This is a genomic window from Cyclonatronum sp. (assembly GCF_022565315.1).
Lineage (GTDB): Bacteria > Bacteroidota > Rhodothermia > Balneolales > Cyclonatronaceae > Cyclonatronum.
In genome coordinates, this window is the sequence record NZ_JAIUMX010000073.1 from 1 (window position 1) to 18,689 (window position 18,689).

At 54.4% G+C, this 18,689-nt stretch carries 15 protein-coding genes; 6 read left to right on the forward strand and 9 right to left on the reverse strand.

Features of this window, described 5'->3' with window-relative positions; genetic code table 11:
• Both LAT75_RS11110 and LAT75_RS11115 read right to left on the reverse strand, forming a co-directional pair.
• A partial coding sequence (locus LAT75_RS11110; RefSeq protein WP_291482736.1) for a hypothetical protein occupies window positions 1-482 on the reverse strand: 482 nt, incomplete at its 3' end.
• Window positions 483-569: 87 nt separating this feature from the next.
• Entirely contained in the window at window positions 570-926 is a 357-nt protein-coding gene (locus tag LAT75_RS11115; protein ID WP_291482737.1) for a carboxymuconolactone decarboxylase family protein, read from the reverse strand.
• 199 nt (window positions 927-1,125) lie between these two features.
• On the opposite strand from LAT75_RS11115, the gene LAT75_RS11120 reads away from it, so the two are divergent.
• From LAT75_RS11120 to LAT75_RS11140, 5 genes are all read left to right on the forward strand, one after another.
• Window positions 1,126-1,464 carry a hypothetical protein gene (locus LAT75_RS11120; protein ID WP_291482738.1) on the forward strand — a complete coding sequence of 113 codons (339 nt, stop codon included), beginning with the start codon at window positions 1,126-1,128 and terminating at the stop codon, window positions 1,462-1,464.
• 221 nt (window positions 1,465-1,685) lie between these two features.
• Window positions 1,686-3,440: an MFS transporter gene (locus LAT75_RS11125; RefSeq protein WP_291482739.1), complete on the forward strand. Its 1,755-nt coding sequence runs from the start codon at window positions 1,686-1,688 to the stop codon at window positions 3,438-3,440.
• A gap of 228 nt (window positions 3,441-3,668) precedes the next feature.
• Window positions 3,669-3,971, forward strand: a complete 303-nt coding sequence (locus tag LAT75_RS11130) for a Dabb family protein (RefSeq protein ID WP_291482740.1) — start codon at window positions 3,669-3,671, stop codon at window positions 3,969-3,971.
• A gap of 668 nt (window positions 3,972-4,639) precedes the next feature.
• Window positions 4,640-5,839, forward strand: a complete 1,200-nt coding sequence (locus LAT75_RS11135) for a DUF1566 domain-containing protein (RefSeq protein WP_291482741.1) — start codon at window positions 4,640-4,642, stop codon at window positions 5,837-5,839.
• 99 nt (window positions 5,840-5,938) lie between these two features.
• On the forward strand, window positions 5,939-6,832 hold the full coding sequence (locus LAT75_RS11140; RefSeq protein ID WP_291482742.1) for a ChaN family lipoprotein: 894 nt from the start codon (window positions 5,939-5,941) through the stop codon (window positions 6,830-6,832).
• Between the two features lie 807 nt (window positions 6,833-7,639).
• On the opposite strand, the gene LAT75_RS11145 is transcribed toward LAT75_RS11140, so the two are convergent.
• Window positions 7,640-10,054 carry a prolyl oligopeptidase family serine peptidase gene (locus tag LAT75_RS11145; RefSeq protein WP_291482743.1) on the reverse strand — a complete coding sequence of 805 codons (2,415 nt, stop codon included), beginning with the start codon at window positions 10,052-10,054 and terminating at the stop codon, window positions 7,640-7,642.
• 273 nt (window positions 10,055-10,327) lie between these two features.
• Here LAT75_RS11145 and LAT75_RS11150 point away from each other — a divergent pair, with 273 nt between their 5' ends.
• Window positions 10,328-11,725 (forward strand): metallophosphoesterase, encoded by a 1,398-nt coding sequence (locus LAT75_RS11150; RefSeq protein ID WP_291482744.1) that lies wholly within the window; start codon window positions 10,328-10,330, stop codon window positions 11,723-11,725.
• A gap of 163 nt (window positions 11,726-11,888) precedes the next feature.
• Here LAT75_RS11150 and LAT75_RS11155 read toward each other — a convergent pair whose 3' ends face one another.
• The 6 genes from LAT75_RS11155 to nrfH form a co-directional block, all read right to left on the reverse strand.
• Window positions 11,889-12,098: a DUF3185 family protein gene (locus LAT75_RS11155; RefSeq protein ID WP_291482745.1), complete on the reverse strand. Its 210-nt coding sequence runs from the start codon at window positions 12,096-12,098 to the stop codon at window positions 11,889-11,891.
• A 51-nt stretch (window positions 12,099-12,149) separates the two neighbouring features.
• Window positions 12,150-12,314, reverse strand: coding sequence for a DUF1328 family protein (locus LAT75_RS11160; protein WP_291482746.1), 165 nt, complete (start codon window positions 12,312-12,314; stop codon window positions 12,150-12,152).
• Window positions 12,315-12,671: 357 nt separating this feature from the next.
• The gene (ccsA, locus tag LAT75_RS11165; RefSeq protein WP_291482747.1) at window positions 12,672-13,472 is read right to left on the reverse strand and encodes a cytochrome c biogenesis protein CcsA; all 801 of its coding nucleotides are present in this window, start codon (window positions 13,470-13,472) and stop codon (window positions 12,672-12,674) included.
• Window positions 13,472-14,899: a cytochrome c biogenesis protein ResB gene (locus LAT75_RS11170; protein ID WP_291482748.1), complete on the reverse strand. Its 1,428-nt coding sequence runs from the start codon at window positions 14,897-14,899 to the stop codon at window positions 13,472-13,474. The genes ccsA and LAT75_RS11170 overlap by 1 nt, the downstream gene beginning before the upstream one ends.
• Before the next feature lie 110 nt (window positions 14,900-15,009).
• Window positions 15,010-16,536 (reverse strand): ammonia-forming cytochrome c nitrite reductase, encoded by a 1,527-nt coding sequence (nrfA, locus tag LAT75_RS11175; RefSeq protein WP_291482749.1) that lies wholly within the window; start codon window positions 16,534-16,536, stop codon window positions 15,010-15,012.
• 22 nt (window positions 16,537-16,558) lie between these two features.
• Window positions 16,559-17,149, reverse strand: coding sequence for a cytochrome c nitrite reductase small subunit (gene nrfH / locus LAT75_RS11180; RefSeq protein WP_291482750.1), 591 nt, complete (start codon window positions 17,147-17,149; stop codon window positions 16,559-16,561).
• Window positions 17,150-18,689 lie beyond the last annotated feature (1,540 nt).

Here is an 18,689-nt window from a genome sequence, read left to right on the forward strand (position 1 = left end):
GCCATAAATCCGGCTTCGAGCTCGCGGCGGGTGTTTTCGGGTGATGCGAGCCTGATGCCGTATGCGGCTTCCACGGTGAGCAGCTCCCGCTTGTAGCTGTAGGCATCCTCACGGAAGGCTTCGCGCGAAAATCCGGCTTCCATACCTCTGCCAAAATACCGGGCATCCGGCTCAAGCTGCCCGCGCGCCCTGATGTGCAGCCGGTTACCGCTTCGGTACCATTCTTCATAAATGAGATCGGTAAACAGCTTGCCCTGTATAAAAATGGTTGACTGCGCCCGGAATTTTCGCCGGAAGTGCTCAAAGCCGTCTTCATAGCTGATATACTGTGCGAGCCCGCCGAAACCAAAGCCGGAATCGCTGCTGAAGCCCGCAACCGGTATGCCGCCAACAGAGGCGGAGTCAGCCGGCGCACGGCCTGCCGCCCGGAGCTGGGGGACAAAAAGAAGCGCCATCAACAACAGAATCCCCGAAAATCTCATGAGCCCTTGCCTGTTTTTATGGCATGCCCCGCTGATAGCCCGGACTCGCGCTTTTTAGGCATTATATACAAAGCCCGCACCGGCATTTTATCCCGCAAGGCTGCCTTCCTGCTGCAGCTGCTCAAGGGTCGCAACCGCGTGGCGGAAGTGCGGTATCACGATGCTGCCGCCCACAATCAGGGCAACGTTGAGGGCATCAATAATTTGCGCATGGGTGAAGCCTTCTTTGGCGCACTGCTCAAGGTGATAGTCGATACAGTCGTTGCAGCGGAGCACAGCTGAAGCCACAAGCCCGAGCAGCTCCTTGGTTTTGCCGTCGAGGGCGCCGTCGCGGTAGGTGTTGGTATCGAGATTGAAAAAGCGTTTGACCCCGAGATGATCGAGATTCATGATCTTTTCATTCATGCGCTGGCGCTCAGCACGGAAGTCGTCGAGTTTGCTCATGTGGCGGGGATGAATTGTTTTGAGGATGGGTAACAGCTACGGCACCGGCACTGCCTGAATATAGGGCGGAACGCAGCGGACCGTATCTCCATTATATTAATAAGTTACAATTTCGAATGAACTACAAAGGACTACTATGAGCCCCGATAGAAAGATAAGAAAAGAATTTCAGCAAGTTGGAAGCACAGAATATACAGTGATGATCGACCTTCAGCTGCCGGAAGGTTTTACCCTTGTGGAGCCAAGCCATTCAAACCGGCTGCACGTGAGTTTTGAGAATGATGAAGGCCGGACCGAGCGTCAGGGTCACATCACAAAAGAAAATCCCGAATTTCCGCTGGGTATTCCCGTGAGGAGCAAGGGGGAAGGCGCCCTCATATTTGTGGATTACGAATTCCGCTACCGCAGCAAGCATGATCCGGAAGCCCTGTTTCAGACCCGCATCCATTACGAAATTCCGGTGCAGCTTACCAAAGGTGCCGGTGATCAGGTGAAGCTCAGCGAAACCCTGCCGCTTGATGAGCTTGTGGCCGTGTAAGTGCGGCACAGCCCTTTTTCACTCAGCCCGCGATCTTACAGGTCGCGGGCTTTTTTTTGCGGTTTTGAGATACCTAAACGAAAGCTGTGGTGGGGGGCTGGCTTACCAAAAGCGGCTTCAAAAACGGATTCCTATCAAGTTTTAAATTCCCTATTTTGCGCAGCTGTAAGCGGTTACATATCCTTTTTTTGATACTCCCCATTTCATAAATCCTTCAACTGATGAAAAAACCACAGCTGAGTTTCTGGCAAATCTGGAACATGAGTTTCGGCTTTTTGGGCATACAGTTCGGCTTTGCCCTGCAGAACGCCAACGTAAGCCGCATTTTCGAAACCCTGGGAGCGGAAGTAAGCCAAATCCCCATCCTCTGGATTGCCGCGCCGGTTACGGGCCTTATCGTGCAGCCCATTGTGGGGTACCTCAGCGACAACACCTGGAACAGCTTCGGCCGCCGGCGTCCGTTTTTCCTGATCGGAGCCATTCTGGCCTCGGCAGCTCTCTTCATCATGCCGAACTCCCCCTACCTGTGGATTGCCGCGGGCATGCTTTGGATTCTGGACGCTTCCATTAATATCACCATGGAACCTTTCAGGGCATTCGTGGGGGATATGCTGCCTTCCGAACAGCGCACAAGAGGTTTTGCGATGCAGTCCTTCTTTATCGGGATAGCGGCCTTTATCGGCTCCTTCCTCCCGTGGATGATGACCAACTGGTTCGGCATTTCGAATACCGCGCCTGAAGGCATGATTCCGGATTCGGTTAAGTTTTCGTTTTACTTCGGGGGCGTCATTTTCTTTTTAGCAGTGATGTGGACCATCATCAAAACCAAAGAATACAGCCCGGAAGAGCTGGAAGCTTTTGAGGCCTACGAAAATGAACAGCACGGCATCGATGAAAAAATCGAAGCCCCGGAAGAATCAGCCGAAGAACGTGCGGCTACCAAGCTGCGTCACGGTCCCCTCATCATGGCGCTGGGTGCCCTGCTGAGCGCAGCCGTTTACAGTCAGGGCTGGGCGCAGGAGCTCTACATTCTTACCATCGGCGTTGCCGCCATCGGTCTGGTGCTGGTCGCAACAGGGCTGTGGCAGCGCAGCGGCAGCCGCAACGGCATGGTAGTGGTTTTTGACGACCTCTACTTAATGCCCAAAACCATGAAGCAGCTGGCCGTTGTGCAGTTCTTTTCGTGGTTCGCGCTTTTTGCCATGTGGATTTACACCACCTCAGCAGTAACAAGCCATATTTATGATATGCGCCTTGATGCCACGGAAGTAGCCGACCTCACGGCCACCCTCCCCGGCCTTTCGGCACAAACCGATGCCGACTGGTTTTCCCGTTTTGAGCGCGTGCAGCGGGATATCGACAGCTACCGGGCGCAGATTGAGGCCGGCCTGCCGACCGTTGTGGCAAGCATGCGGGTCGTCAATTTTTATCTGGAAGAAGGGCGCGTTGAGCTTTCTGAAGGTACGCGGAACAGCCTGCAGCGCATCGAGCGCGAGTACAATGCCGGGGCCGACTGGGTTGGGGTGGCCTTTGGGATTTACAACGGCTTCGCGGCCCTGGTCGCCTTCCTGCTGCCCGTAATCGCCGGCTACACCAACCGCAAAACCACACACGCGCTCGCCCTCGTGGGAGGCGCCGCCGGGCTCATTTCCATCTACTTTATCAGCAACCCGATGATGATCCTGGTTTCCATGATTGGCGTTGGGCTGGCCTGGGCGAGCATCCTCTCCATGCCCTACGCCATCCTCGCCGGATCTTTGCCGGCAAGCAAAATGGGCACCTACATGGGGATCTTCAACTTCTTCATCGTTCTGCCGCAGATTCTCGCAGCGTCAATCCTCGGGTTTCTGGTCGGCACGGTTTTCGGCGGAGAGGCCATCTATGCCCTCGTCCTTGGCGGGGCAACCTGGATACTTGCCGCGGGCCTCACCTTTTTGGTAGATGATGTTGATGACCCCGATAAAGTGAAGGCCTGATGGGCGAAAAGGTGCCAAAATTACCTCATTTTTTGCCAAACTAAGTTCACTTACCCGGTTTATCAAAGGCGGAAACGGTTTTTCAGATCCGTTTTCGCCTTTTTTGTTCATCCTGAACACAAATTTTGTTTACCCCCAAATTCTCCGCAGCTTGTATAAATGGGGCAGCTTATCTAAATTGTTGTTCACACAAGTATCTGTAATGAACAGCTTTCTATGAAACAATCCATGATTTTACACTCGGTGTACTTCTATTTCAGGGAAGACACCCCCGCCGAAGTTTTTGATCAGCAGCGCGATCGTATTTTTGACCTCAATAATCAGCTGAGCGTAGTACAGCTCACTTTCGCGGGGCCGCCGGCCGGCATTCAGCGGGATGTGGTCGATAACACCTACGGCATGAGCCTGCACATGCTTTTTCAGGATGAGGCAGACCTCAGCACCTATCAGCAGCATGAGCTGCATCAGAAATTCATAGCCGACTTTAAACCGTACTGGACGGGCATAAAAGTTTTTGACACTTCTGTTTAATTAGGCTGCGCTTACTCAAACACCATTCTGCAACAGGGGTAGCATCAGGAGAATACCTGGAGTCGCAAACCTATCGGGTTTTTCAGGCGGAAGCTATTGTCAGTACATGTTCGAAAGCTGAACATTTTGAATGTCATCAACAATATGGCAACTTTTCCCCGGACAGCAATACCACCTATTTCTACTTTGGCGTACAGTTCGGTTCCAAAATGAATTCAATCGGGCACCCACAGGCCAAAATGGAAACGGATTGTTTGCACGCTGCTGAGTTTCCTTATATTATACAGGTTGGTAATCAAATTGTACGGAACAGCACATCGGCTTTTGTAAAATCAGTTACGGATTCAGATTTATCAGATACTCCCTGAGATCAGCAAAAAATGCTGACCTCAGGCAACATAAGCACCATCGGTGCTCACATCGAGATATACCCTATCCGCATCTAAGGTTTATTTGAGATTAGCGTAACCACATTTCATTCAGCCACGGCCTCTTTTTTTTGTGACCGGCCTGATGAGGTGCAGCAGGTGAAAATCAATTTACAGTTCAACTACAATAACGGTTGGGCGCTTAGCAAGAACAGGGAGCAAGAGACCCGTATGGGTAAAATAACTGTAGATACATTTATTTTTTAAACAAGCACCATTTTGAAAAACCGGAGTAAGCCTATGCACTATAACTATCTGTCGGCCATCATTTTACTGTTTTTCTTAACTTCCTGCTCTTCGGGCCCTCAGCTACCGGTTCAGAAAGCTGAAGAAGAAGTTACCATCAGCCTGCGTGATATGCGGAACCTGATGACGGTACACAGTGCACAGGCCGTAAGCCAAAGTACCATCGCATTCGAAATTAGCTGGGCTGAAGTAACTCAGACACCGGTACTCGCAAACGGTGTTTGCGTACATACCACACAAAACCCGACCGTTGCCCATACCTGCAGCCCCGCTCCGTCTGCTTCCGGTCGTGTATCCCTCAGGGTTTCGGGCCTTGAGCCCGGGCAGACCTATTATGCACGGCCTTACATCACAACTGCATTTGAAACTGTTTATGGCGGGCAAAGCGTAGTTACTACCGACGAGGCTGCTTCCGTTAGAGTCACCTCATCAGACCTTATTTCATATGCCAGGCCTGCAAGAAGTGCCGTGCTGAGGGGCATCGTTACCGGTACTACCACTGAAGGCAGCCTGCGCAGAGGCTTTGTGTGGGGCAGTACGGACCCCCTTCGCCAGCCGGAAGAAACGGTTGAAATTGCCGACGGCCGCCCGTTTCAGCTCCCTTTAACAAACCTGCAGTTTGGCATTGAGTATTATTTCCGGGCCTTTGCCATAACTGAGCAGGGCACCATTTATGGGGAAACCATCACCTTTGTTTTCCCGCCCTATGAAATCGGAGATATTGGCCCGGCAGGGGGCATCATCTTTTTTTATGATGAGCAAAACCGCTACCCCTTTACTTTTCTGGAAGCAGCACCCTCCGGCTGGGGCGGCCTTCGGGACGACCTTCGGGCAGAGTTCCCCTGCTACAACCGTTTTCTGGATGTAACCGATTTCCGTATCGGAGCCGGCCCCGGCAACCTGCGCCGCCTGCTGGAGCGCTGCGCCAACCAGCCCAATAATATCGCCCGACTTGTTGCCGACCTAAATATTGAGGGTTTCAGCGATTGGTATATTCCTACAAGAGCAGAGGTTGAGCTGATGCTTGAAAACCTGTATCAGCGGGGTAACGCGGCGGGCCTTTCGAATGAGTTTTACTGGAGCTCTTCCGAGCAGGACGACGGCGCCGCATGGGGCATCTTCATGGGCACCGGCAACCACAGGCTGCTTCCCAAATGGATGCAGGAGCGCGTAAGGCCGGTCCGCGCGTTCTGAGAAAAGCAATCCGCATTTTACAGCTTGGGAGTAAGCCCCGCATTTCGCATCTTTTGGGAAGCTGAACTTCCCGTACATCCTTCACCAAATTTCACCACTATGCGAACCAGTGCTTTCGCCCGCCTGCTGCTTGTATTGCTTTTTGCCGGACTTACCGGCTGCAGTGCCCAAAAACTGTCTTTTATTGAGGATAACCCCTCGCACACACTTTTTCTGCACAACGGGGAGCCCGTAAGCTGGGCGCAGGTAACGGAACTTGCGCTTGCACACGATATCATTCTGTTTGGTGAGCTGCACAACAATGCCGTAGCCCACTGGCTGCAAAACGAACTCACACGGGCCCTGCACGCCGATACAACGCGTGCGCTGGTAATCGGCATGGAGATGTTCGAAGCCGATCAGCAGCTGATTGTCGATGAATATATCGGCGGCCTCATCACCGACCGCAATTTTGAAGAACAGGCACGGCTCTGGAACAATTACGCAACCGACTACAAGCCCGTAATGCTTTTTGCGCGGCAGCATGGCATCCCGGTTATTGCAACCAACATCCCCCGGCGCTATGCCTCGATGGTTTTCAGAGAAGGTCTTGAAGCCTTTGAACGCCTCGATGAGCAGGCGCTTAGCTGGATTGCCCCCCTGCCTGTAACCGTAGATCTGGAGCTGCCGGGCTACGCCAACATCACCCAAATGTCGCACGGGCACGGCGGCGATAATCTTGCATTATCGCAGGCATCCAAAGATGCCACCATGGCGCATTTTATTCTGGCCAATTTTGATGCGGCACAGGCGCGTCACCTTCACCTGAACGGCGCCTATCATTCTGATAATTTTGAGGGCATTTACTGGTATTTGCGGCATTACGGTTTTGAGGGACGAATCATGACCATCACCACGAGCGATGAATCCGAGCCCGGCCTGTTTAACGAAGCGCTCCGCGACCGGGCAACGGTTATCCTGCAGGTACACGAACGCATGACGAAAACGTACTGAGCGGGTTATTTTAGGGTGATGTGCTCCAGGGCCTCAAACCCCGGGAAATTGCTACATGCTACCCATGTGGTTTCCCTGACGGGAAACGCGCTGGAGACGGGGCCTTTCCCTTTTTCTAACCATTTGCTTTCCCTGACGGGAAACGGATTGGAGGCGAGGCCTTTCCCCTTTTTCTACCCATGTGGTTTCCCTAACGGGAAACGGATTGGAGACGTGCCTTTCCCTTTTCTACCCATGTGCTTTCCCTGACTGGAAACGCGCTGGAGACGAGGCATCTCCCTTTTCTACCCATTTGCTTTCCCTAACGGGAAACGGATTGGAGACGTGACTTTTCCCTTTTCTACCCAGGTGCTTTCCCTAACGGGAAACGCGCTGGAGGCGAGGCCTTTCCCTTTTTCTACCCATGTGGTTTCCCTAACGGGAAACGCGCTTGAGACGAGGCATCTCCTTTTTCTACCCATGTTGTTTCCCTGACGGGAAACGCGCTGGAGACGGGGCATCTCCTTTTTCTACCCATTTGCTTTCCCTGACGGGAAACGGATTGGAGACGGGGCCTTTCCCATTTTCTACCCATTTGCTTTCCCTAACGGGAAACGCGTGGTTTGCATCCTATCAAAGAAAATCCGCGTAAATCCGGCTCGATCCGCGTGCCTTTAGCCGGGTACCGGACTGAGGAATCCCATAAACGAAAACGGGCCGGCGCTTTAACCGCACCGGCCCGTTTTTGGATTCAGGCTTCACTCAGCTCCGTCAGCTCAGGCAAAAATATCACACTGAGCTACTGTACTGACAAACTGACTCACAATCTCAGTTGGCTTCCGTAATTTCTTCCGCGTTTTTCACGAAAGTATCGAGCCAGCGGAGGGTCTCCCAGAGCATGTGCATCACCGATTCGCGTGCGCGGTAGCCGTGCGATTCGTGGGGTAGCATCACGAGGCGTGCTGTTCCCCCGAGGCCCTGAATGGCCTGGAACAGCCGCTCACTCTGCATGGGAAAGGTTCCGGAGTTGTTATCCGCATCACCGTGGATCAGCAGGATGGGATGGCGGATGTTGTGCGCATTGAAAAACGGGGACATGGTGATGTACAGGTCGGTATCATCCCAAATCGTGCGCTGCTCGCGCTGAAAGCCGAAAGGCGTTAGGCTGCGGTTGTAGGCGCCGCTGCGCGCGATGCCGGCCCTGAACAGGTCTGAGTTGCCCAGCACGTGCGCCACCATAAACGCCCCGTAGCTGTGCCCGCCAATGGCAGCCCGGTTCGGATCGGCAATACCCATGTCCGCTACGGCATTGATGGCCGCCTCACTGTTCATCACAAGCTGCTCAATAAATGTGTCGTTAGGCTCTTTGTCGCCTTCGCCCACGATGGGCATGGTTGCGGCATCGAGCACGGCGTAGCCCTGCGTGATGAGCCACTGCGGACCCCAATAGCCGATATTCACGAAGCGGTAGGGCGAATCGGAGCGCTGACCGGCGGCATCGGCGCTGCGGAACTCGCGGGGGTAAGCCCACACCATGAGGGGCAGGCGGCCGTCGGTTTCCGGATTGTAGCCCGGCGGCAGCAGCAGGGTGCCGCTCAGGGGCACGCCATCCGCGCGCTCATAGGTGATGAGCTCCCGGCGCACATCCCGCAGATCAGGATTCGGGTGCTCGAACCTGGTGAGGGCAATTTCAGAGCCGGCCTGCAGGTTACGCAGGAAGTAGTTGGGAGGCACGGTCTGCGATTCGCGCTGTGTAACGATCAGGTTGCCGCTGTTATCGAGCATGGTAACGGCGACCTCATAAAACGGCGACTCACTCTGCCACAGGCGTTCGGTTTCCCCGTTCGTTACATCGAAGCGGTCGAGGAAAGGGCGGTTGCCTTCATCGGAGGCGCCTATGGCCGTGAGGAACAACCCAAAGCCGGAATCGTCGGTGTTGAGCACGCTGTAACCGGCATCGTTCATGCGCATCTGCGGGTTTCCGGGATCGTTGTAGATATCCTCATAATTGCGGTCCCAAACCAGCTGCTGACTGCCCCGCAGGTTCTCCGGGGCTACGCGCCACATGCGCTCGTTACGGTTATCGAACCAGCGCTCACGAACGAGCGCCAGGTTTTCGTGCCCCCACATGATTCCGCTGAAGCGGTATTCGAGCCGCGCCATCACATCGGGTGCACCGGTGAACGGTACCTCCTGCATGAATACGATATCGCGGGTATCGGCCGTGATGCGCGGGTTGCCTTCATCCTGCGCTTCCACCCATACAACGGTTGCGGGAGCATCGTTGCGCCAGGTGATACTGCGCGGCCCCTCAGAAGTGGCATTAAAGCCAATCGGAATTTCATCCTGAAGCGGAATTTCGGCTACGGTTTCGACCCGGTTGCCGTCGGTATCCCAGATTTCGGTACGCAGCGGAAAGCGGGAAGCCGGCACGGTGTAGGAGAACGGCCGATCGGTGAAAGCCACCATCAGAAATTCCCCGCCAGGCGCCGGCGCCATGCTGCGGATAATGCCGGACTCCCCTATCGGGCGAAGCGAAAGGCGCTGCGCCTCCACTTCTATTATTTGGGAGGTGAAGTAATATTCGAAAAGGTCTTCGTCATGCTCGTTGGCCAGCATGTCCTGATAGGTCCGCGCGGGAGAAGCCCGGCCGATGTTTTCCTGAATTACCGGTCCGCGGGGGGCGAGTTCCGGCTGCGGGGCCGCGCCGCGGTCAGCCGGCACCGCGCGAACATAGAGCCGTTCAGATGAGGGATGCCATCCCAGGCTTGAACCAAAATAGGTGTCGTTCACCTGCACCCCGGGAACCAGCTGCACGCTCTGATCAGCAACGGAGCCGATCCACAGCTCAATACCGCTAAGGCTTGTATGCGTGAAAGCAAAACGGCTGCCGTCGGGCGACCAGCTCAGGCTTCCCAAAGCCGGGTTTTCGGGCAGGCCGGTTACGGCCATCGTTTCGCCCGTGCTCATATCAACCAGCTCGAAGTTGGTGAAAGAAGCCGACCGGCTTGGTCCGTTGGTTCGGGGATTGATACGGATACCGGCAAGGCGGAGTTCAGGCTGCGCCAGCTCGATAATACCCGGAAGGCTTGCGCGATGCATCAGCATCACGAACTCCCGGGTCGGGCTAAGGGATACAGCCGGAGTTGCGGGCGTATCCACAATGGCGGCTACTTCTGCCGGAGGCATCTTGTAGCCGTTATCATCAGCTGCGGATTGGCTCCACGCAGGCTGATGCAGCAAAATTATCAGTAAAAATGTTGTGCAAATGTTCTTTAGCATTACTATATTAATTTTTTGTAATCCTGGTTGAAGGGTAAGTTAATTACAAGGACTCGATTTCACCCTCCCTAAATTGATAGGGACCATGCCTTTTATACAGGTTTTACAAATATATAGATACCTTAATCTTGCTCTGTAGTTATTCAGTTATTCGCAAAGCAAACCGATGCCCGGTTTGCAGTGTTTTTTTTGGACTCACATTTAGGAAAAGCAACAATGGACTTTAACAACTCTATGAGCAGGGCCCGCTTCCTGAAGCTTAGCGCTACAGGTTTTCTTGGCCTTATGTCTTTAAACGCATGCCTCAAACCCGACTTTGGCGACGAAGAAAATTTGGGTAACATCCGCGTGATCTGCCTTGCTGACCTGCATTCCTCCCACAGGCATTTCCCCCGAATTATCAATTTTATTGAACAAACATCACAGCAAAGCAAAGACAAGCTTCTTGTTCTGATTAACGGCGATATTTTTGAAAGCAGCAACAAGGTAGCAATCCGATCGCGCGGAGCGCTTGAGTGGTACTTCCTTGAACGACTCAGCAAAATGGCTCAGGTTGTAGTGAATCTCGGCAACCATGAAGGCGGCATTGAAGACGATTTCAGAACTGTAGCCGACAATTTGCGCAAGCTTGATATTGCAGTTCTTTCCAGCATCAAAAGCAGTACAGATGGCCGTCATCTTGGTGCTCCTGCCATATCACTGATGCAGAACAATCAGCTTGTGCGCATTATCGGGCTATCATGCAGCAATCAGGCAGCTTACCGCCCGGTACACCGAAACCGCTGGATTTTCCCTGATCCTGCCGGCTATCTTCGTGAAAACACCGGCAGCCTGCTGCACAACGGGGCCGTACACATTGTGATGAACCACGACGGCCTGATTACCGACAAAGAAATTCTGAATCTCATGCCGGTGGGCAGTATTTTCCTCGGAGGGCATGATCACCTCAGGGCACATTCCCAAACCCATTCGCACCTCGCCCTGCATACCTCATGGGGCGGGCATCTGTGCGATGTTATTGATATTGGTGCAGCCACGGATAAAGATCCCCGCTCTTACGCCATCACCACAGTTGAGTTTGATGAACACCTGAATGAAGACGAGCCTATGGTTCAAATGATACGAAGCCGTGAAACCCAGCATCTCAGCACTGCGGAACGCGATCTTGCAGGGGCCTACAATCAGCGCGTTACCCCTACCCGGTTTCTGACCAACACCGTTACCTGGTTCAGGCAACATACTAAAACAGATGCTGTATTCATTAACAACACTACGTTTGGACCCGTTCTACCTAACGGAAAAGTTAGGTATTATGATATCGAAAATACGATCCGTTTCGACAGCAGGCTCTTCGCCACCAGCGTAAGAGGCTCACAACTGAAAACAATTTGTGCCCGCTCAAATCAGTTCAACAATTTCAGCTGGGAAGAACGCACCGGCGAATTCGTAGTTGGGGTATTTCCTTCTGCGATAGATCCGTTTGCAACCTACCGGATCGCTGTAAACGAATGGGTCGCTCAACCGGATAATCAGCTCCATTTCCTGGGCATAAATGATCTTCATTTTGAAGAACTGACCCACGAACCAAGTATGCGGGAGATTGTTGCAATCAGGCTGCCAGGCCACGTTTGATTTTTTTCCCCTTCTGACTTTACCAGACTATACACACATTACCCAAACACCTTACCCGTACAAACCCAAAAGGCTGCCCCTTTTACAGGAGCAGCCTTCTTTTTTGCTAAATACTGAAGCTTAACAGCCCGTCTTTTGGTATTCCAATTCCACTGCTGCTGGTTCAGCTCCGGTTTTTCCTTCCGCCGATCAGCAACAGCACTCCCGCAAGGCTTGCAATCGCGCCGCCGGTGAGGTACCACACCGCATTATCGGTGGGTGAGCCTGTGAAGGCTTCGGATACATCTGAAGCAAAGGAATTATACTCGCCCCAGCCAAAATAAAGCAGCACAAGTCCGCCAAGTAATAAAGCCGCACCAAAAATCTGTTTCATAGATTTTTCCCTTTTAGTTGATGGTATGTTGTATGCCGGTGGATGAGAGCGTCAGACTCGTTTGCGGCGCCCGAATACGAGCGAGACAATAAACAGTATCAGGAACAGCACGAATAAAACCTGTGCTATGGAAGCAGCCGCTCCCGCAATGCCGCCAAAGCCAAGCACGGCAGCAATAAGGGCGATAATCAGAAAAATGATACTGTAGCGCAACATAGGGGTACTCCTTATGAGGTTAGTTCAGCAGCTAAAGATCGGGCCTTTTGAGGCAGACAGAACCTGATGTCTTTTTTTCGCCGTTGAGATAAATTGTACCTAACATAAACCTAAAGCAGCCTTATTCGTTCCGCGAGCTTTCCCTAATCCATTATATACCAATACTATAGACCGTTAGGAAGCAGGGGCAGACCGCGTAACAAATCCCCTGACTTCTGCCTGATGCGCCGTCCGCGCCAACCCTCTCTCACCAGCTCTCCCCCTTTGCGCAGGTAATATCACCGGACAAAAAAAGCTCCGGACCGGTCATAAGACCCGCCCGGAGCTTGGGTTTCTGAACACAGCGAATCCAGTACTTTATTGCGCGTACGTGTGCACGCTGTTGGCCGCCGAGGGCAGGTAGTTCACCCCAAACCAGGCAATCAGCAGGATGATGAAGGCCACCGCGAGTATCCAGTTGGCTTCGGCGGTTTTGTTGGGTTTGTGATAGCGGAAATGGATGTAAGCCAGATAGCCGATCCAGGTGAGGAAAGCCCAGGTTTCCTTGGGGTCCCACATCCAGTAGTGCCCCCAGGCTTCCTTGCCCCAGAGGGCGCCGAACAGCAGCCCGAGCGTAAGGAAACCCAGCCCGAGGTACACCAGGTTATCGGCCAGCTGCATCGACCAGCTCCACTTCAGCCCGAAATACTGAATCGCCAGCCCTTTCACCGCTACAATGGCGGAGGCCGCGAGCAGCGCATAGGCAAAAATGTACACGATCACGTGCGGTACAAACCACACACTCTGCAGGGCAGGCATCAGGTCGCGGTCGTAGTTATCGGGGTACACCAGGTTGATGGCCAGAAACACGATGGCAACCGCGCCGCTGTAGTGCAGAATCCAGCTGTAATCCCAGCGGACATAAGTCGCGTAGCCGATTACCGGCAGAAACATGGCGTACCATAGCCGGGTTTCGCCCAGGGTGCGCATCGGCGGGCGCCCCAGTATATCCCAGAGCATCCAGGTAAATACCGCGAGCACGAGTATCCCTGCAAGGTAGCTCGCGTGGGCCAGCACCTTCACCATTTTCCGCTCGCCGGCAATCAGAAACAGCAGCATCCCAAGTGCCCAAAGCACAATGGCTGCAATCGTAAACAAAGTTGGGTCAATCGGCATCATCACACTACTCCTTCAAATTCAGGTTCTTGCTGCGGCTTGCGTACTGGTTTCAGCGCCCTTTCGGCATCAGGGCCGGGCGCGGCAACGTACAGCGGGGTGTTATTTTTTTTATCGGTGGATGGCATCCCGGCCTCATGAAGCGCCGGGGTATCATCCGGCTCTGTTTCGGGCGCCTTGCCGAGCGTCATCAGGTAGAGGGAGCCGGCAATCAGCATAAATATCCCGGTGTAAACGACCGGCAGCCAGGGGTCACGGATGGCTTCAATCGTGGAGGATGACGACCATTTCCCAAAACGGTCGTCGTAGCTGAACTGATAGAGTTTCCAGCCGTTCACGCTTACGGGCTTGTTCACCTCCACACGGGCCTGCCGCACCTGCCCGTCGGGGGTGTAGATCACCACATCTGAGCTGTAGTGGCTCGCCTGCGGGATGGTCATAGCGATGGCCAGCTCATGATCGACGTGCAACAGCTGATGCGGGTACATGAAGCTGCCGCTCGTGATCCAGCCTTCCAGCTGCTGACCACCGGAATCTGTGACTCTCACCAACGCTGCGGGCGGTGCGCCGTAGTCAATTACCGGCTCAAACCTGCCGTCGATGCGGCCCGACATCTTATGAAACTCCAGGATTTCCACATCCCAGCCGTATAAATTCCCGCGGTGACCTTTCCCCATTTCGAACATCTGACTTATCGACTCCGGCACAATCCGCCCGGTTTCATTATAAATGATGGCTACTTTAGGATTGAATTCTTCCATATTGAAGCGCTCCAGCTCCACGGCAAGCGGCATTTCGTAGTACAGGCCGTCGCGGTCAACGGCGCCCCACATCACCTCCCCTTCCGTGAGATCGAAGAACACGCGCTTGAGGTCCGCAGCGCCCAGCAGTCCGCCGAGTATGGCGATGTACAGGCCCGCGTGATTCAGGAAAAAGCCGATGTTGCGGCCTTTCATGGGGGTGAGCCGTTTCAGGGTTGCCATGCCGAGGGAGGCCATGAAAAACATCATCCCGAATAAAAACGGCCAGGAGCTTGTCATGTTGGAAAGGCCGAGCTGCTGCACCCAGGCCGGGTTGCCGGCATCTTCCTGAAGGGTGAAGCCCATGATGAGCACCAGAAAGGTGAGCAGGGCGATGGAGGTGATGGCCGCCGGCACGCGTGCAAGCCAGTTTACCATCGGCAGCCGGCGCAGGAAGTACCAGGAGAAAATCAGCACGGCTGTAAAAATGCTTCCGGTAATGATGTTGACGGGCCAGCTCAGGGCGTTCGCATTCAGGCCGCCAATGGTGAGCTGAAGCGCGGTGCCGGTGATGAGCAGGGCGAGGCAGATCAGCCAGCCTTCAGCATAGCCCCAGGGGGATGCCCAGACGGGCTTCTTCCGGGTGATTGCGCCCGGTGCGCGGTTGTTTGCAGAGGTGTTCAGGCTCATAACACAGGTGATATTGGGTATAAAATTTTCGGCAGGTATTTCCGGCGGCTGTGTGTTGGTGGCACAGCCGCCGTTTTTGAAAAGCGGAAATACGCGCTGTAAGGTTTTGGCTACGGATTGATGTAGTTGGTCGGGTTTTCACGGCGGCGGATGTCCCAGCGCTCATGCCGTGCGGCAGCTTCCTGCAGCCACTGCGGCACCAGCTCCTCAAGGAAGCGGTCTTTGGAAGCCTGCAGCTCTTCCACATCGATGCCGATGTAGCGCTGAGCCAGCTCCTTGGTTGAAACATCCGGCAGCGGCGGCTCGCCGATATGGCCAAGTTCGGCCAGGGTTGTGGCAATTTTGCGGCGTGCACGATGCGCCATATCAAGGCCGTCGCCTATGGTGCGCGTGAGTTCCAGCGGTGCGTGGAAGGAGCCGCCGTGTGTGGCTGCGGCATAATCCCATCTCCACTGTGCGTGCCGGATCAGGTGCAGGGCTTCGCGCATCTGATCTTCCGTTGCGCCCAGGTTCCAGGCGAATTCGGCCTCAAGGTGTGCGGCCACCAGTGCGGCTTCCAGCTTCACCCGGACTTCCTTCACCATATCCTGACGGTCGTACACGTTGCGGATCAGCTCGGCTTCACTCTGCCGGTGACAGGTCTGACAGGCCGCGGCAATGTTGTTGAGCGGGCTTTGGATCTGATGATCGGTGAACTTCATGCCGCCTTCTGCCTTGTAGGGCATGTGGCAGTCGGAGCAGGAAACCCCGCGCTGATAATGGATGCCCGTGGTGAAGACTTCGTAATCCGGATGCTGCGCTTTGATCAACGGGGTGCGGCTGAGAGGGTGGATCCAGTCGGCAAAGCCGATGTTATCGAAGTAACGGCCCATATCTTCGGCGGTCATGCCTTCATCCCAGGGGAAAATGAGGTAGTTGTCTTCCCCGAAATAATACTCCACATGGCACTGCGCACAGGTGAGTGAGCGCATCTCCTGATGGCTTGCGGTGCTGATATCGCGGCCGAGCCGGGCGAAGGTTTCGGTAAGAGCCGGCAGCGCAAGGCTCAGGCTCATGTCATCTGACTCGTGGCAGGTGGCACAATTGATGGGGTTTACGACCTCATCACCGAAATCAGACCATTTCTGCGCATAGAAGCCGGCAACCCCGTGTTCATCCATGAGGCGCACCACATCGGGTGATTTACAGGTCCAGCAGGTTGCAGGCATCGGTCCGTCGCCGGCTGCGGTCGGAGCGCCGGTACGCAGGGTTTCGCGGGTATCGCTAACGGAGTAGATATGGCCGCGCGACAGGTTGTAATCGCGCGAGAAGCCAAAACCGGCGAACAGAATCACAAAGGCGGGATTGTCTTCCAGCAGGTCGCGGCGCTGCGAGCCGAGGTGCTTGCTTCGGAAGGTGGTATCTGCCATTTGGCTGTAGGTGTTGAACTGACGCGGAAAGAAGCGGCCCCATGCTTCGGCGCGGGGCTCAAGCGGATCAATTTCAGCAGAAGAGACAAAGGCAAACTGACCGGCCGTGCGGTTTTCGATAATGGTGTAGGTTAGCACGCCAAGCAGAAAAACGGCAGCCATGGTACCGAAAAACAGCAGCCAGCCCAGCCAGGGTCGTTTTTGAATTGAATTACTGAGTGAACTCATAATAGGATGGATTAAAAAAATATTAGCGGTTTTGCTGCTGTCTGAGCCAGTCGGGCATGGGAGATTGCGGTACAGGAACGCGGGCATTGGGTATGGAAGCGGCCCCGCGCACGGTGCCGTGCGGCACATCGCGGTGACAATCCCAGCAGAGCTGCCCCCGCCCCTCCTGCACATGATCGTAGGTAACATGGCCGGAAGTCACGAACTGATTGGTGTGGTCGTGACAGCGCTGACAATTCGCCTGCACCACCCGCTGACCCGCCTCGTGCATCACGATGGGGTCGGGCGTAGTGTTGAGGGTGAAAATGGTCGCGTGCCGGAGGCCGTCCTGCGCCTTGAAGTAATACTGCTTGATGAGGTTATCCTGAGGCACATGGCAGTCGTTGCAGTTCGCATGCTCGCGGTGCGAGCTGTGGAACCAGGTTGCATACTGCGGGCCCATTACGTGGCAGTTTACACAAGTAGCCGGATCGTCGCTCAGATAGCTTACGGCGTTCGATACAATGAAGGCATATCCCCCTATCCCAAACAGCGCGCCCATAAGCACAATTACCGGAATCCGCCAGTTCGGCGGCGGCAACAGATAGCGAATAATAGTGGTGATGCGCGTCATATCGGTAAAGGTTAAGTTGGTTCGGCTTGGCTAAATCTTTGTTTTTATGTGAAATGAATAGCCATTCGAAACCGTTGAAAGTATTCAGTATTTAAGAGTAAGAATACCGCTAATAATCTAATAAAAAGGTTAGATATTCCGAAATAAATTTGAAGGTTTTCTTCACTAAAAATTTTTATTGGAGTTGTTCGGCTGGTAACAGGCGTAGCCGCGGGGCACCCAATAAATCCTTGCCAATCCGGCCCGATCCGTCTAAATCCACGGACCATTGCCAGCTGGCGCGGGCTTCAGTAGGGAAAAACCTCCAAGGTTTTTGAAACCTTGGAGGTTTTAGCTACTTGCCGCCAACATTTTAAGTGCACCCGAGCGTGCAATTCCCCTCTCGAGAGGGGTGCCCGGGTGAGCGTAGCGAACGGGCGGGGTGTGACCACCCCGATGCCGGATTCGCAACGGCTGACACGGAGCTATGCTCACGGGGTTGATTTTACTGTGCCGGGCTTGTGTGAGGCTCCGAAGGTCACACCCCGCCCCGATGAGGTTTTCCCCATTACACATTTTATAGGTGTTCCAATTTCAGCGCCTTCGGCCACCATTGTGCCGGGGGCACCCCTCTCGAGAGGGGATTCTCCCGCATTTTGGGCATATCAGCGCTCATAGGCGCTGGATTGGCGGCGGGTCGCTGAGTTTGCCGCATTTTGGGCATTTCCGCACTCATAGACGCTGGATTGGCAACGGCTTGGTGATTTTGCCGCATTTTGGGCATTTCCGAGCCCACAGGCGCAGGTCTCGGTGCTGGTTGGTGTGTTTGCCGGTTTCTGGTCATCTCATCGCTCAGAGACTTTTCTTAGCCTGCGCCTGAGAATCAAAAATCCGCGCAAATCCGGCCCAATCCGCAAAATCCGCGGCCCATCCACGCCCCGATGCGCGCAATTCCCCTCTCGAGAGGGGTGCCCGGGTGAGCGCAGCGAACGGGCGGGGTGTGACCGCCCCGATGCCGGATTTAACCACGGCTGACACGGAGCTATGCTCACGGGGTTGGTTTTACTGCACCAGGCCGGGGGCGAGGCTCCGAAGGTCACACCCCGCCCCGATGAGTTTTTCCCATTACACACTTTGGAGCTTTTTCAATTTCAGCGCCTTCGTACACCATTGTGCCGGGGGGCACCCCTCTCAAGAGGGGATTCTCCCGCATTTTGGGCATATCAGCGCTCATAGGCGCTGGATTGGCTACGGGTCGCTGAGTTTGCCGCATTTTGGGCATTTCTGTGCTCATAGGCGCTGGATTGGCTGCGGGTCGCTGAGTTTGCCGCATTTTGGGCATTTTGGTGCTCATAGACGCTGGATTGGCTGCGGCGTGGTGATTTTGCCGCATTTTTGGGAATTCAGTGCTCACAGGCACAGGGCTCGGTGCGGGTTGGCGTGTTTGCAGGTTTTTTGGGCATCTCGGTGCTTACCGGCGCTGGATTGGCTGCGGGTTGGCGTGTTTGCTGTTTTGTGGGCATTTCGGAGTTCAGAGGCTTTTCTTTGACAGCGCCTGAGA